Raw genomic sequence first — 13,856 nt, 5'->3', positions numbered from 1 at the left:
ATATTCATAATAATGGTTGGTGTCAATGCGCTGCGGTGATAGGACGATCACGTCGAGCGAGCGCGCTCAAGCAGGGCAGCACGGTGTCGTGCTGCCCTCGAGCTGGACGGAGTGGGTTACCGGCGCGACTTCTTCGCCCGGTCGAGGTCGTCGCGCGACTTCGTGACCAACGCGAACATCGCGCCCTCCGCCGCCGCCGGGTCGCGGGCCAGGATGGCGTCCAGGACCTTCCGGTGCGACGGCACGGGATTGTCCGACGGGCCGGAGCCGTGCACGAGCTTGTCGCGTTCGGCCAGGCCGATGGCGATCACACGTTCGACCTGGAGCAGGAAGTTGTTGTGCGTGGCGGTCATCAGGGCGCGGTGGAAGGTCAGGTCGGCGCGGACGCTGGCCTCCGGGTCGTCGCCGGCGGTGGTCATGTCGTCCAGGGCGGCCTGCAACGCGGCCAGGTCGGTCTCGTCCGCGCGCTCGGCGGCGATGCGCGCGGCGGCGGGTTCGACCACGGTCCGGACCTCGGTGAGCTCGTCGAGCAGGCCCGGGTCGTCGCTGGCCGCGGTCTGCCAGCGCATCACGTCGGTGTCGAGCATGTTCCACTGGTCGCGGGGCTGAACGAAGGTGCCGCGCTTCTGGCGCGCGTCGATCATTCCCTTGGCTGCCAGCACTTTCAGTGCCTCGCGCAGCGCGGTCAAGCTGATGTCGAGCTCTTCGCGGAGCGCGGGCAGGTCGAGCACGGTGCCCTCGCCCCACTCGTCGGACAGGATCCGGGCGGCGAGCGTCTCCACGGTCTGTCCGTGCAGACCGCGGGGCCGGTGTTCGGACAATGGAGGTCCCCTCAGTCGGCAGCGAAGGCATCCTACCTCGGACGCGATTACGTCATAAATTATGAATACATCTTGACAGCTGCCAGCCCGGTTGCAAGTCTGTGCCAGCAGTCACTCCCCCGCAGGGGAGCGACGCTCCATTCAGACAAAGGGGTCACCGCGATGACGACTGCAGAAGGCCTGTCCCGCCGTCATTTCCTGCGCAACACCGGCCTGATCGGCCTGGGCGCGCTCGGTTCGAGCAGCTTCCTCGCCGCGTGCGCCACCTCGGCCTCCAACGGCCCGGTGAAGCAGGCCGCCGGCGCGGTCACCGTCCAGTCGAACCTCTCCTCGCCTCAGGCGAAGGTCGCGATCGAAGCGCTCGCCAAGGCGTTCGGCGACAAGGGCGGCGCGACGGCGACGGTCAACACGGTCGCGTCGGAAACGTTCCGCACCCAGCTGCCGAGCTACCTGACCTCGGCGAACCCGCCCGACAGCTTCACCTGGTACCCGGGTTCGCTGCTCTCGGGTTACGCCAAGAAGGGCCTGCTGCTCGACGTCGGCGACGTGTGGCAGACGATGGGCAACTACACCCCCGCCATGCGCAGCCTCTCCGGCGACGGCGCGGGCCACCAGGTGTTCGTGCCCACGAGCTACTACTTCTGGGGCTTCTTCTACCGCAAGTCCAACTTCGCCAAGTGGGGCGTGACGCCGCCGAAGACCTGGACCGAGTTCCTCGCCCTGTGCGAAACGTTGAAGGGCAAGGGAATCTCGCCCATCGGCCTCGGCGCGGGCGGCGGTACGCAGTGGACCGCCTCGGCCTGGTTCGACTACCTCAACATCCGCATCAACGGCGCGCAGTTCCACCGCGACCTGCTCGCCGGCCGCGGCCGCTTCGACGACCCGAAGGTCAAGAAGATCTTCGACCCGTGGCGCCAGGCGCTGCCCTACACCGACCCGAACGGCACCGCGCTCGCGTTCCAGGACGCCACCACCGTGCTGCTGCAGGGCAAGACCGGCATGGTGCTCACCGGCACCTTCTTCGCCGATGCCGCCCCGAAGGACGCGCTGGACGACCTCGACTTCTTCCAGTTCCCGATCCTCGACCCGAGCGTGCCCGTGGCCGAAGAGGGCCCGACGGACGGCTTCTTCGCCAGCGCCCGCTCGCCCCATGTGGCCGAGGTCAAGGAGTGGTTCAAGTACGTGGCCACGGCCGAGGCGCAGGAGCTCTACATCAAGAACTCCTCCGGCACGGTCCTGCCCGCCAACCCGTCGGCGAAGAACAACGGCACACCGCTGGTCCTCAAGGGCAAGAAGATGCTCGACGAGGCCAAGGAACTCACGCAGTTCTTCAACCGCGACTCCTCCGACGCGCTGCAGCCCACGGCCGACGCCGCGCTCATCCGCTTCATCCAGAAGCCGAACGAGCTCGACTCGATCCTGAGCGACTGGCAGACCGCCGCGGCGAAGGTCTTCCAGGGGCAGTCCTGACATGACGGTGCTCGCAGCTCCTGCTGCCCCGGTGAAGCGTCGGAGGCGCGCGGTCCGCCGCGTGCCCCCGACGCTGCTCCTGTTCGTGCTGGTACCCGTGGCCGTCGAGGGCTTCTGGGTGTTCTGGCCCGCGCTGCAGGGGTTCTACCTGTCGCTCACCAACTGGGACGGGGTCTCCGCGCCGTCGTTCGTGGGGCTCGGCAACTACGCCGAGATGTTCACCGACGACATCTTCGGCACGGCCGCGCTCGACACGGTGATCTGGATCGTGCTCTTCGGCGGTCTCTCGGCGGTGGGTGGGCTGGGGCTCGCCATGCTGCTCAACCGCGAGCGCAAGGGCGTCGGCTTCTACCGGGCCGCGCTGTTCACGCCCGTGGTTTTCTCGCTGGTCGCGACCGCGCTGATCTGGCAGGTGATCTACCAGCCCGACGGGGTGTTCAACAACGTCCTCGGCGCGATCGGCCTGGACAGCTGGAAACACTCGTGGCTCGCCGATCCCGACACCGCGCTCTACGCGGTGCTCGTGCCGGCGCTGTGGCGCCAGCTCGGGTACGTGATGGTGCTGTACCTGGCCGGCCTCAAGGGCATCGACCCGGCGCTCTACGAAGCGGCCAAATTGGACGGTGCCACCGGCTGGCAGCAGTTCCGGCACGTGACGTGGCCGCAGCTGCGCAGCGTGAACTCCGTGGTCCTGTCGGTGATCATCATCGATTCGCTGCGGTCGTTCGACGTGGTGTGGTCGATGACGAAGGGCGGGCCGTACCACTCGTCCGAGCTGCTGAGCACCTACATGTACTCCACGGCGTTCCAGTCGCTGCGCCTCGGTTACGCCTCCGCGCTGGCCGTGGTGATCTTCATCCTCGCGTTCGGTGTGATCGTGACCTACCTCGTGCGAGCGTTCCGGGAGGACCAGTGAGCGTGACCACGACCGTGCCGGCGCCGGCCGACGCGCCGCCGGAGCGCGTGCCGGCCAAGCGCAACCACAGCAAGCAGGGCCGCACCTTCGGCTTCCACCTGCTCGCCGGCGGGCTGTCGATCCTGTGGCTGCTGCCGATCGTGCTCGTGATCACCACGAGCGTGCGGTCCTTTTCGGACATCGCGAGCAACGGCCTCGGTTCGCTGCCGCACTCGTTCGACCTCGGGTCGTTCGGTGAGGCGTGGGGGGTCGGCGGTGGCGGGCACGCGATGCTCAACAGCCTCATCGTCACGATCCCGACGGTGCTGCTGTCGCTGCTGCTCGCCTCGGCGGCCGCGTTCGCGCTGAGCCGCTTCCAGATCCCGTTCCGGCGCACGATCATCCTGATCATGCTCTCGGGCAACCTGCTGCCGCCGCAGATCCTGCTGGTGCCGGTGTCGAAGCTGTCCGAGCTGCTCGGCATCTACGACACGCTCACGGCGCTCATCATCGTGCAGGTCGGGTTCGGCCTCGGCTTCTACACGTTCGTGCTGCAGGGTTTCATGCGGTCCATTCCGGACGAGATCCAGCAGGCGGCGCTCATCGACGGCGCCGGGCCGATCACCATCTTCTGGCGCATCATCCTGCCGATGACCCGCCCGGCGCTCGCCGCGCTCGGCGCGCTGGCGTTCACCTGGACGTTCAACGACCTGCTGTGGTCGATCACCGTGCTGCGCACCGAAACCGTGATGCCGGTGACGCCGGCGCTGCTCGGCCTGCAGGGCCAGTACGTGTCCAACTGGAACGTGATCGCGGCCGGTTCGGTGATCGCCGCCGTGCCGACCGTGGCCGTGTTCCTGAGGTTCCAGAAGCACTTCATTTCCGGGCTCGCGATCGGGGCGATCAAGTGACCAACCGGTGGACACTCGAACTCGAGTCCACTTCGTACACCGTCGCGCTGGAACCGGGGAACCGGTGGCTGGAGCTCGTCGCGTGGGGTCCGCGCGGGGTCGAGCACGGCCCTTCGCCACTGGCCAACCGCGGTGACGTGCACTTCATCACCGACGCGGACGCGGCGCCGGTCGAGTACGCGCCGCGCGGGCTGCGGCCGTTCTCGGGCGCGGATCTGGCCGTGGCCGGGGATTCGTGGTGGCGCTTCGAGGCCGACGAGTCGACCTCGACGGAGCTGCGGTTGGCGTTCGTCGACTCGGTGACCGGGTTGCGTGCGGTGCAGTGTTACCGCGCGGAGCCGGGCACCGACGTGCTGAGCCGGTGGGTCGAGTTCACGAACACCGGCGCTTCCTCGCTGCAGATCGAGCGGCTCGGTTCGGCAGGCGTGACCGTGGCCACCGGCGCACACGGCGCTCGGCTCACCTACCTGACCGGACAGTGGTCGCAGGAGTTCACGCGGCGCTCGACGGTGCTCGAAGCCGGGTCCTTCCGCATGGAAAGCCGCTTCGGCGTGCCGGGGCACCAGTACGTGCCGTGGCTCGCGGTGCAGGACACGGGCTCGCCCGACGGTCCCGCGTACGGCGTTTCCCTGGCCTGGTCGGGCTCGTGGGAGCTCGACGCCGAGATCGAGCCGAACGGGCTCACGCGCGTGCGCGCGGGCCGGCTGGCCAACCCGGGCCCGATCGTGCTCGAACCGGGTGCGACGCTGGCCACTCCGGAGCTCGCGCTGGCGTCCAGTGTGGACGGTCTGGCCGGGCTGGCCTCCGTGTGGCACGCGTACTCGCGCAAGCTCGCCGGGCCGCGGCTGGAAAAGCGGCGGCCGGTGCTCTACAACTCCTGGGAAGCCACGGGCTTCGAGGTGTCCGGCGAGCGTCAACTGGAGCTCGCCAAGCAGGCCGCGGACCTGGGGGTGGAGCTGTTCGTGGTGGACGACGGCTGGTTCGTCGGCCGCGACGACGACACCGGCGGCCTCGGCGACTGGACGCCGGAGCAGTCCTCGTTCGAGGGCGGGTTCGGCGCGTTCGTGGACTCCGTGCGCGCACTCGGGCTCGACTTCGGCCTGTGGGTGGAACCCGAGGCGATCAGCCCGAAGTCCCAGCTGTACGCCGCGCACCCCGACTGGGTCTACCGGCGTGAGGGCCGCGAGGCCACGCTGATCCGCAACCAGCTGCTGCTCGACCTCGGCAAGCCCGAGGTGTTCGAGTACGTGCGCGGGATGCTCGACGACCTGCTCACCGCGTACCCGATCAGCTACCTCAAGTGGGACATGAACCGCCCGCCGACCGAACGCGGCCGCCCCGACGCGCCGACGGCGGACCTCGACGCCGAGCACGTGGCCAACTACCACCGCCTGCTCGACCACCTGCGCACGGCGTACCCCGACCTGATCGTCGAATCCTGCGCCGGCGGCGGTGGCCGCACGGACCTGGCGACGGTGTCGCGCAGCGACGTCGTGTGGCCCAGCGACAACACCGCGCCGCTCGACCGCCTGCGCATCCAGGACGGCTTCCTGCTGATGCACGCGCCGCACCTGATGAGCTCGTGGGTCACCGATGCGCCCGGCGTGTTCGACCCGCGGCCGCGCTCGCTGCGGTTCCGGTTCGTGCTCGCGATGGCTGGGGTGCTGGGCATCGGCGCGGACCTGTCGAAGTGGGACTCCGAGCAGCGGGCCGAAGCGGCGGAGCTGATCTCGCGGTACAAGGCCCTGCGGCCGATCATCCACACGGGACGGTGCCGGGTCCTTTCGGGACCGGGCGAAGCGACCGCGGCCACGCAGTACGTGCTGGGTGCGCAGACGGTGGTGCTCGCCTGGAGCACCGGCGAGCTGGTGGGCACACCGCTGGTGCCGGGCCGGTCGTCGCGGATCAAGCTGCACGGGCTCGACCCGGCCGCGACCTACCGCGACGAATCCGGCCGCGAGTACTCGGGTGCGCACCTCGTGCACGTGGGGCTGCCGGTGGAATGGACCGGCGACCGTGACGCCGAGATCTTCGTCCTGACGGGGGTCTGAGCACACGAAAACGCCCTGCCGACTATGGCAGGGCGTTTTTCGTTTCAGGACTCAGAGACTCAACGGCAGCACGAAGCTCGGTGAACCCGTCGGAATCGTCACGACCTCGGCCTGGCCCAGCTCGGCGAGCGGGAACGCCGTGAGCTCGTCATCGGACTGAGCTGTGACGTAACAAACCCCGTCCACCACGGCGAAGTGCCGCGGATGCGCACCACAAGCCTGATCCGCCACGGCGGCCAGCGGCGACCCGGAGAACGCCGTGACGACGTCCGCACCACGGTTCGACAGGTACACGCCGGAGTCGAGTACCTCCAGGTGTGCCACGATGTTCTCGCCGTCGAACGTGCCGTGTACGGCGGGCGTCGCGGCGACCACTTCGAAGGTCCCCGGCGACGTCTCGCGCACCGTCAGCACCTCGCTGGACAGCTCACACGCCACGTACGCCAGGTCGGTGCCCGGAATCCGCACGAGCTGCCGCGGTCCGCTGCCCGGCGGCAGCTGCGACACGGCCAGCAGCGTCAGCTCGCCGGCCGAAGAGAGCGTGTAGCTGCGGATCTCGTCCGTGCCCAGGTCCACGGCGCTCACCACGGACCCGTCGGCACTCGGCACCGCCATGTGCACGTGGGCGGACTCCTGGCGCGCCGAGTTGGGCCCGGTGCCGCTGTGCTGCACCAGCGCCGTCCGGCCCGTGATCCGGCCGTCGGCGGACAGCCCGAACACCGCGAGGCTGCCGCCGGTGTAATTGGCGCACAGCAGGAACCGGCCGTCCGGCGTCACGGCGAGGTGGCACGGGTGCGCACCGCCGCTCGGCACCTCGGCGTCCAGCACGGCCAGCGCACCGTCCACAAGCGACACCGAGGACACGGCGCCGTCGTCGGTCTCGTTGGTCGTGTACAGCACCGGCAACGTCGGGTGCTTGACCAGCCACGACGGTGACCGCAGCTCCAGCGTCGACTCCAGCACCAAGCCGGCGGGGTCGCGGCGGAACGTGGAGATCCCCGTGCCCTTCCCGCCCATCTCGGCGGTGTAGCAACCGACCAGCAAGACGTCCGTCACGAGCCCTCCCTCACCATCGCGACCACCCGGGCGCGGATGTCCTCGGCCGTGCCGCGCGTGAGCGCCGAGCCCATGCCGACGGCCACCGCGCCCGCCGCGAGCCACTCTGGCACGTCCTCGGGAGCGATTCCACCGGTCGGCACCAGCGGCGCCTGCGGCAGCGCGGCGCGCACGTCCTTGACCCAGCGCGGGCCGAGCGTCGTGGCCGGGAAGACCTTCACCGCGTCGGCGCCTTCTTCCAGCGCCCGCACGATTTCCGTCACGGAGCCGGCGCCGGGGAACGCGGCCGCGCCGTACCGGTGAGCGGTGCGGATCACGGCGGCTTCGAGGTTGGGCGACACCAGGAACCGTGCGCCGGACCGGATCGCGAGCACGGCCGAGGCCTCGTCGAGCACCGTGCCGGCACCGATCACGGCGTCGGGGTACGCGGCGCTCAGCTCTTCGATAGCGGCCGGCGCCCCGGGATTGGTCAACGGGACCTCGATCGACCGCAGGCCCGCGTCCAGCGCGGCGCGCGCGGCGACCACGGCCGACGCGGCGTCGGGCGTGCGCACGATGCCCACGACCCCCTGCCGCAGCGCCGCGTGCGTGATCTCCCAGCGGTAGCTCATCGGCGTACCTCCTCGCCGCCACCGAGGGCGGCGCTCGTGCGGGCCAGCTCGGCCCGATCGGGCAGTCCTTCCAGGTCCGTGCGCGTGCCGACGACCAGCGCCGCCGACACCGCGCCGGCCAGCAGCGCTTCGGCCGGGGAGCCTCCGCGCAGCCACGCCGACAGGTAGCCGGACGTGAGCGCGTCTCCCGCGCCCACTGGGTCGACGACGTGCGTGACCAGCGTTTCCTGGCTCCACTCGTACTCGGCCGTGATCGCGCGCGCCACCTTGTCGCGCTGCTTCACCACGACCGTGCCGACGCCCTGGCCGATCAGGTCGGCCGCGGAAACGTCGAGCAGGTCCAGCTCGTCCTCACCGGCGAACACCAGATCCGCCTGGTGCAGCAGCGGTCCCACGGTCTCGCGCCACTGCGCCGGCGAGGCGAGCTTGAGCCGCACGTTGGGGTCGAACGCGATCGTCGCGCCTTCCGCGCGCGCCAGCTCGAACAACGCCAGCACGGCGTCGCGCGCCGACAGCGACAGCATCGACGTGATCCCCGAGACCAGTACCAGCCGCGCGCCACCGAGGCCGGCGGCGCGCACGTACTCGGGTGTCAGCGAGCACGCGGCCGAGCCGGCGCGGTGGTACTGCACGTCGATGCCGCGGCCCGGGGTGTCGTCGCGCAGCAGCAGCCCGGTGAACCCGGCGGGATCCACCTCGACGCGCGTCACATCCACGCCCTCGGCGCGCAGCGCGCCGAGCACGGCGGCACCCGAGGAGTCGTCACCGACGCGGCTGAGCCAGCGGACGCGGTGCCCGAGCCGCGCCAGACCGACCGACACGTTGGCTTCGGCTCCGGCCACCGACGCCTGGAAGTGGTGCGCGCGCCGAAGCGCGACACCGGGTTCGGCGAGCAGCAGCCGCATCGCTTCGCCCAGGGTGAGGACTTCGATGTCGTTCATCGCGGGAAGCATACCGCGTGAAATCTTAATTTAGGATTTATTCTTGACGCGACCTCCGCGACCCCGGCATGCTGCTCGCGGGCCGACGATCACGGCCCCGTTCGGCGCTGTTTCGACGACGAAAGGTGTCGCCACATGCTCCCGCGCTCCCCACGCAGATCCCGCAGAGCACTCACGATCACCGCTGCCGCCGCGGCGGCAGCGACCGTGCTCGGGCTCGCGACCCCCGCTTCCGCCGCCCCGGCCTCGCTCTTCCCGCAGCAGTCCACGGCCGCCGACCAGGGTGCCCCGGACTACTACAACTCCGGCCTGGCGCAGACGCCGTACATGGGCTGGAACAACTACTTCGGCATGCCGACCGTGTCCGAGGCCGGCGTGAAGGGGGTCGCCGACTACCTCGTCTCGAGCGGCCTGGCCAAGGCCGGCTACAAGTACGTGTGGATCGACGGCGGCTGGAACGCCAAGGACCCGCGCGACGCCGACGGCAACCTCGTGCCCGACCCCGCGCGCTTCCCCTCGGGCATGGACGCGCTGGTGAAGTACATCCACGACCGCGGCCTGCTCGCCGGCATCTACACCGACGCCGGCCCCTCCGACGGCAAGAACTGCGCCGCGGGCAGCCAGGGCTACTACGGGCAGGACACGAAACGCTTCGCCAGCTGGAAGTTCGACGCGATCAAGGTCGACTTCCTCTGCGGCATCGCGAACAACCTCGACCCGGCGAAGGCGTACACGGAGTTCAGCGCGGCCCTGCAGAAGGCGGGCCGCAAGATGATCCTGAACATCTGCAACCCCGTGACCGACGACTGGGGCGTGCCGCACACGCCGAGCCAGACCGCCGGCGTGTCCTACACGTTCGGCCCGCTCGTCGCGGATTCGTGGCGCACCAACACCGACGTGGCCTTCGGAACCCCGTACGAGGGGATCTACAAGGACATGCTGCGCAACGCCGACGTGAACGCGGCGCACCCCGAGGCCAACGGTCCCGGTCACTGGAACGACCCCGACTTCCTGATCCCGATGCGCAAGACCGAGCAGGGCACCCTCGAGATGAACGAGGAGGAGTCGACCACGCAGCTCGTGCTGTGGGCGGAAATGGCTTCCCCGCTCATCATCGGCTCGGACCCGCGCACGCTGCCGCAGTCGATGATCGACACGCTGAAGAACCCCGAGATCATCGCGGTGGACCAGGACAAGCTCGGGATCCAGGGTGTTCGCGTGGCCAACAACGGCTCCACCGACACCTACAGCAAGCGCCTCTCGCAGGACGGTTCGCGCGCGGTCGTGCTGCTCAACCGCGGTGACGCGGACACGCAGATGACGCTGAACTTCGCCGACGCCGGCCTCTCCGGCAAGGTCTCGATCCGCGACCTGCGCGCCCGCGCCGACCGCGGCAGCGCCACCGGCACGTACACCGTCACGGTTCCCGCGCACGGCACGGCGTTCCTGAAGCTGCACGGCACGGACCTGGTGCCCGGCACCAGCGTCGCGAGCGGCGCGACGGCCAGCCCGGCCGTGGTGCGCACCGGCGACAAGACCGTGACCTTCACCCGCGGCCCGCTCGGCGTGCTGCAGACGCAGGGCCTCGGCAAGGGCACCTCGGTCATCGGCGGCCCGTTCCTGGGCCAGCCGGCGGCGAACGTGCGCGGCTCCGACATCGACGTCTACGTCCGCGGTCTGGACAACGCGGTGTGGCAGCTGACCTACGACGGCAAGCGCTGGGGCGCCTGGCACCGGCTCGGCGGTAACCTCACCGACTCGCCGTCCGTGACCGCCGACGGCACGCTCTACACCCGCGGCACCGACGGCAAGGTCTGGACCCGCACCACCGACGGCCGCTGGTCCTCGCTCGGCGCGCCGAACGACACCCAGATCTACGGTCGCCCCGGCGCCGCGACCTCCACGACCGGCACCACGGTCGCCGTCCGCACCCCGGACGACGGCGTGTGGGTCCGCACCCGTGACGGCGGCGGCGCCTGGTCCGACTGGACGAACATCGGCGGCACGATCTCCAGCAGCCCGACACTCGTCGCGCAGGGCGACAAGGTTTCCGTGTTCGCGCTGGCCAGCGACTACACGCTGTGGCAGAACGACCGCAACGGCGCCACCTTCTCCGGCTGGTTCAAGCAGGCGAAGTACCCGTCGGGCAGTGTCGTCGGCACGCTCGGCGGCGCGGCTGACGCGAATGGCGTCTGGCTCGGAGTGCGTGGTCCGGACGACCATGTCCGCGTAGACAAGCTCTGACAGGAGGATCGGCGATGTCCACACCAGACAACCTGACGGCCGTGGTGACCGGTGCCGCGTCCGGCATCGGTGCCGCGACGGCCCGCCGGCTGCAGGCCGACGGCTACCGAGTCGTGGGTGTGGACGTCGCTCCCCTCCCCGACGACCTCACCGGCGTGCGCGGTGACGTGACTGCCGACGAGACGTGGCGCCAGGTCATCGAGGCGGCCGGTGAGGTCGACGCATTGGTCAGCAACGCGTACGTGCCCACTACCGGCCCGCTCCACGAGATGGCGCGGGAGCAGTGGCAGCACCAGCTCGACGTGAACCTCACCGGGTCCTACCTCGCGGTGAAGGCGTGCCTGCCGTCGCTGCGGGCCCGGCGGGGCTCGGTCGTGCTGGTGTCTTCGGTGCACGCGCGGTTCGGCCTGCCGGGACACCCGGCGTACGCGGCGAGCAAGGGCGCGCTGGTCTCGCTGGCGCGCCAGCTCGCCGTGGAATACGCGCCCGACGTGCGCGTGAACTCGGTGCTGCCCGGTCCCGTGCGCACGCAGGCGTGGGACCGGCTCACCGAGGAGGACATCGAACGCAGTGCGCGCGCGACGCCCGCCGGCCGGCTGGGCGACCCGGCCGAGGTCGCCGCCGTGATCGCGTTCCTGCTCTCGCCGGGGGCCTCGTACGTCACGGGCGCCGACCTGACCGTCGACGGCGGCTGGTCGGCCGCCAAGGATTCCGCATAGACCGCGTCTCTAAAGGAAAGGGGGGCCAGGTGAAGATCACCGGTATCGAGACGTTCCTCGTCGCACCACGCTGGTTGTTCCTGAAGGTGAACACCGACGAGGGCATCTCCGGGTGGGGCGAGCCCGTGGTCGAGGGGCGCGCGGAAACGGTGCGCGCCGCCGTGCACGAGATGGCCGAGCTGCTCGTGGGCCAGGACCCGCTGCGCATCGAGGACCACTGGCAGACGTTGCGCCGTGGCGGGTTCTACCGCGGCGGGCCGGTGCTCTCCAGCGCGCTCGCCGGGTTCGACCACGCGCTGTGGGACATCGCCGGCAAGGTGCACGGCGTGCCGGTGCACGAGCTGCTCGGCGGCCCGGTGCGCGACCGCGTGCGGGTGTACTCGTGGGTGGGCGGTGACCGGCCGTCGGGGATCTTCGACGCGGTCTCGGCGCAGGTCGAGGCCGGGTTCACGGCGGTGAAGATGAACGTGGCGGGACCGCTCGCGCCCATCGCGTCACCGGCCGAAGCCAACGCCGCGCTGGCTCGCGCGCGCGAGGCCCGCGAGGCGCTGGGCCCGGAGCGCGACCTCGCGATCGACTTCCACGGCCGCGTGTCGCCCGCGATGGCGCGCCGGCTCGTGAAGATGCTCGAAGAAGTGCAGCCGATGTTCGTCGAGGAGCCGGTGCTGCCCGAGACCCAGGGCGGCGCGCTGGCCTCGGTGGTCAACGCGTCGACCGTGCCGATCGCGGTCGGCGAGCGGCTGTACTCGCGCTGGGAGTTCAAGCCGGTGCTCGACGCGGGCGTCGCGGTGGTGCAGCCCGACCCGTCGCACGCCGGCGGCATTTCCGAGCTGCGCCGCATCGCCGCGCTCGCCGAGGTCTACGGCGCGAGCATGGCCCCGCACTGCCCGCTCGGGCCGATCTCGCTCGCGGCCTCGATGCAGGTGGCGTTCGCCACGCCCAACTTCCTGATCCAGGAACAAAGCCTCGGCATGCACTACCACCAGGGCCTCGAACCGCTGAGCTACCTCACGGACTCGGCGCTGTTCCGCTTCACCGACGGCTACGCCGCGCGGCCGACCGGCCCGGGCCTCGGCATCGAGGTGGACGAGGCCGCCGTGCGGCGCGCCGACGAGGTCGGCCACAGCTGGCGTTCGCCGGTGTGGCGCCTGGACGACGGTGGGCTCGCCGAATGGTGACCGACGTCGTGTGGCTCGACAACGGCGTGCTGCGCCTGGGCGTCGTTCCGGCGCTGGGTGGGCGGCTGTTGTCGCTGGTCCACGACGGCATCGAGTTGCTCTGGCGGAACCCGGCGTTGCTGGGTGACGACCTGCTGCCGCTCGACGGCCGTGACCCGGTGCCCAACTCCGGGCGGATGGGCGACTGGGTCAACTACGGCGGCGACAAGACCTGGCCCGCACCGCAAGGCTGGGACGGGCCCGGGGAGTGGGCGGGGCCGCCGGACCCCGTGCTGGACTCGGGCCCGTACGCCGTCTCCGGGCTTTCCTCGCTGGCGGTGACGCTGACCAGCGGCGTCGATCCGCGCACCGGCCTGCGGTTCACCCGCTCGCTCACGCTGGGCTCCGGCGCGTCGTACACGCTGCAGCTCACGGCGGAGAACTGCAGCGCCGCGCCGGTGCGCTGGGCGCTGTGGAACGTGACCCAGCTGCCCGGCGGCGGCACGGTGGTGGCGGGCCTGGCGGGCACGCGCGCGCCGGCTGTGGTGGAGCTCGTGGCGGGCACCGGCAACCCGAAGTACACAGTGGACGGTGCCACGCTGGTGGTGCCGCCCCAGGACGTCGTCGGCAAGCTTGGCGTGCCGGACACGGCGGGCTGGGTGTCGTGCGGGGTCGATGAGACCACGCTCACGTTGGCGTTCGACGTCGAGCCGGGCGCGGACTACCCCGACGCCGGGTCGCCGTTGGAGATCTGGCTCGAGCACCCGCTGCCGGAACCCCTCGCCGACCTGGGCGATCTCGACCCGCCGGCGCGGATCGTGGAGCTGGAGGCGCTCGGCCCACTGACCACGCTCGCGCCCGGTGAGACGACGTCGCTCACGGTCACCGGGACCGTTTCCAGCGGTTAATTCCCTCGCGTCCCCCGTGTCGGTTGTGCCAGGCTCTCGCCCGGCTCGGTGCACGGGGTGCCGAGGCCTTCG

General features: G+C 70.6%; 12 protein-coding genes. 8 read left to right on the top strand and 4 right to left on the bottom strand.

Annotated features, from left to right (window positions below; genetic code table 11):
- Nucleotides 1-116: 116 nt before the first annotated feature.
- Nucleotides 117-821 (bottom strand): FadR/GntR family transcriptional regulator, encoded by a 705-nt coding sequence (locus VSH64_RS35330; protein WP_326567084.1) that lies wholly within the window; start codon nt 819-821, stop codon nt 117-119.
- A gap of 162 nt (nt 822-983) precedes the next feature.
- Between VSH64_RS35330 and VSH64_RS35325 the strand changes: the two genes are divergently transcribed.
- The 4 genes from VSH64_RS35325 to VSH64_RS35310 are packed head-to-tail and all read left to right on the top strand — an operon-like array spanning nt 984 to nt 6,148.
- The gene (locus tag VSH64_RS35325; protein ID WP_326567083.1) at nt 984-2,291 is read left to right on the top strand and encodes an ABC transporter substrate-binding protein; all 1,308 of its coding nucleotides are present in this window, start codon (nt 984-986) and stop codon (nt 2,289-2,291) included.
- Between the two features lies 1 nt (nt 2,292).
- The gene (locus tag VSH64_RS35320; protein ID WP_326567082.1) at nt 2,293-3,207 is read left to right on the top strand and encodes a carbohydrate ABC transporter permease; all 915 of its coding nucleotides are present in this window, start codon (nt 2,293-2,295) and stop codon (nt 3,205-3,207) included.
- Nucleotides 3,208-3,209: 2 nt separating this feature from the next.
- On the top strand, nt 3,210-4,097 hold the full coding sequence (locus VSH64_RS35315; RefSeq protein ID WP_326567081.1) for a carbohydrate ABC transporter permease: 888 nt from the start codon (nt 3,210-3,212) through the stop codon (nt 4,095-4,097).
- A complete protein-coding gene (locus VSH64_RS35310) occupies nt 4,094-6,148 on the top strand; it encodes an alpha-galactosidase (RefSeq protein WP_326567080.1) in 2,055 nt (684 codons plus the stop codon). Before VSH64_RS35315 ends, VSH64_RS35310 begins: the two co-directional genes overlap by 4 nt.
- A gap of 51 nt (nt 6,149-6,199) precedes the next feature.
- Here VSH64_RS35310 and VSH64_RS35305 read toward each other — a convergent pair whose 3' ends face one another.
- The 3 genes from VSH64_RS35305 to VSH64_RS35295 are packed head-to-tail and all read right to left on the bottom strand — an operon-like array spanning nt 6,200 to nt 8,756.
- Nucleotides 6,200-7,204, bottom strand: a complete 1,005-nt coding sequence (locus VSH64_RS35305) for a lactonase family protein (protein ID WP_326567079.1) — start codon at nt 7,202-7,204, stop codon at nt 6,200-6,202.
- On the bottom strand, nt 7,201-7,815 hold the full coding sequence (locus VSH64_RS35300) for a bifunctional 4-hydroxy-2-oxoglutarate aldolase/2-dehydro-3-deoxy-phosphogluconate aldolase (RefSeq protein WP_326567078.1): 615 nt from the start codon (nt 7,813-7,815) through the stop codon (nt 7,201-7,203). The genes VSH64_RS35305 and VSH64_RS35300 overlap by 4 nt, the downstream gene beginning before the upstream one ends.
- Nucleotides 7,812-8,756 carry a sugar kinase gene (locus VSH64_RS35295; RefSeq protein ID WP_326567077.1) on the bottom strand — a complete coding sequence of 315 codons (945 nt, stop codon included), beginning with the start codon at nt 8,754-8,756 and terminating at the stop codon, nt 7,812-7,814. Before VSH64_RS35295 ends, VSH64_RS35300 begins: the two co-directional genes overlap by 4 nt.
- A 135-nt stretch (nt 8,757-8,891) precedes the next feature.
- On the opposite strand from VSH64_RS35295, the gene VSH64_RS35290 reads away from it, so the two are divergent.
- Genes VSH64_RS35290 through VSH64_RS35275 form a run of 4 tightly spaced genes read left to right on the top strand, consistent with a single transcriptional unit; the run spans nt 8,892 to nt 13,784 of the window.
- A complete protein-coding gene (locus VSH64_RS35290; protein WP_326567076.1) occupies nt 8,892-11,000 on the top strand; it encodes a hypothetical protein in 2,109 nt (702 codons plus the stop codon).
- Between the two features lie 14 nt (nt 11,001-11,014).
- Nucleotides 11,015-11,719, top strand: a complete 705-nt coding sequence (locus VSH64_RS35285) for an SDR family NAD(P)-dependent oxidoreductase (protein ID WP_326567075.1) — start codon at nt 11,015-11,017, stop codon at nt 11,717-11,719.
- A gap of 29 nt (nt 11,720-11,748) precedes the next feature.
- Nucleotides 11,749-12,897, top strand: coding sequence for a galactonate dehydratase (gene dgoD / locus VSH64_RS35280; protein ID WP_326567074.1), 1,149 nt, complete (start codon nt 11,749-11,751; stop codon nt 12,895-12,897).
- Nucleotides 12,891-13,784 (top strand): DUF4380 domain-containing protein, encoded by an 894-nt coding sequence (locus VSH64_RS35275; protein WP_326567073.1) that lies wholly within the window; start codon nt 12,891-12,893, stop codon nt 13,782-13,784. Before dgoD ends, VSH64_RS35275 begins: the two co-directional genes overlap by 7 nt.
- The last annotated feature ends 72 nt before the right edge of the window (nt 13,785-13,856 follow it).

It is taken from the genome of Amycolatopsis rhabdoformis (genome assembly GCF_035918295.1).
GTDB classification, from domain to species: domain Bacteria; phylum Actinomycetota; class Actinomycetes; order Mycobacteriales; family Pseudonocardiaceae; genus Amycolatopsis; species Amycolatopsis rhabdoformis.
This window is presented reverse-complemented; position numbering and strand designations above follow the sequence as displayed.

Bases quoted from the DNA above. Each gene is read 5' to 3' on its own strand.
- VSH64_RS35290 (WP_326567076.1), top strand. From the start codon at position 8,892: ATGCTCCCGCGCTCCCCACGCAGATCCCGCAGAGCACTCACGATCACC.
- VSH64_RS35325 (WP_326567083.1), top strand. From the start codon at position 984: ATGACGACTGCAGAAGGCCTGTCCCGCCGTCATTTCCTGCGCAACACC.
- VSH64_RS35320 (WP_326567082.1), top strand. From the start codon at position 2,293: ATGACGGTGCTCGCAGCTCCTGCTGCCCCGGTGAAGCGTCGGAGGCGC.
- VSH64_RS35275 (WP_326567073.1), top strand. From the start codon at position 12,891: ATGGTGACCGACGTCGTGTGGCTCGACAACGGCGTGCTGCGCCTGGGC.
- VSH64_RS35300 (WP_326567078.1), bottom strand. From the start codon at position 7,815: ATGAGCTACCGCTGGGAGATCACGCACGCGGCGCTGCGGCAGGGGGTC.
- VSH64_RS35295 (WP_326567077.1), bottom strand. From the start codon at position 8,756: ATGAACGACATCGAAGTCCTCACCCTGGGCGAAGCGATGCGGCTGCTG.
- VSH64_RS35285 (WP_326567075.1), top strand. From the start codon at position 11,015: ATGTCCACACCAGACAACCTGACGGCCGTGGTGACCGGTGCCGCGTCC.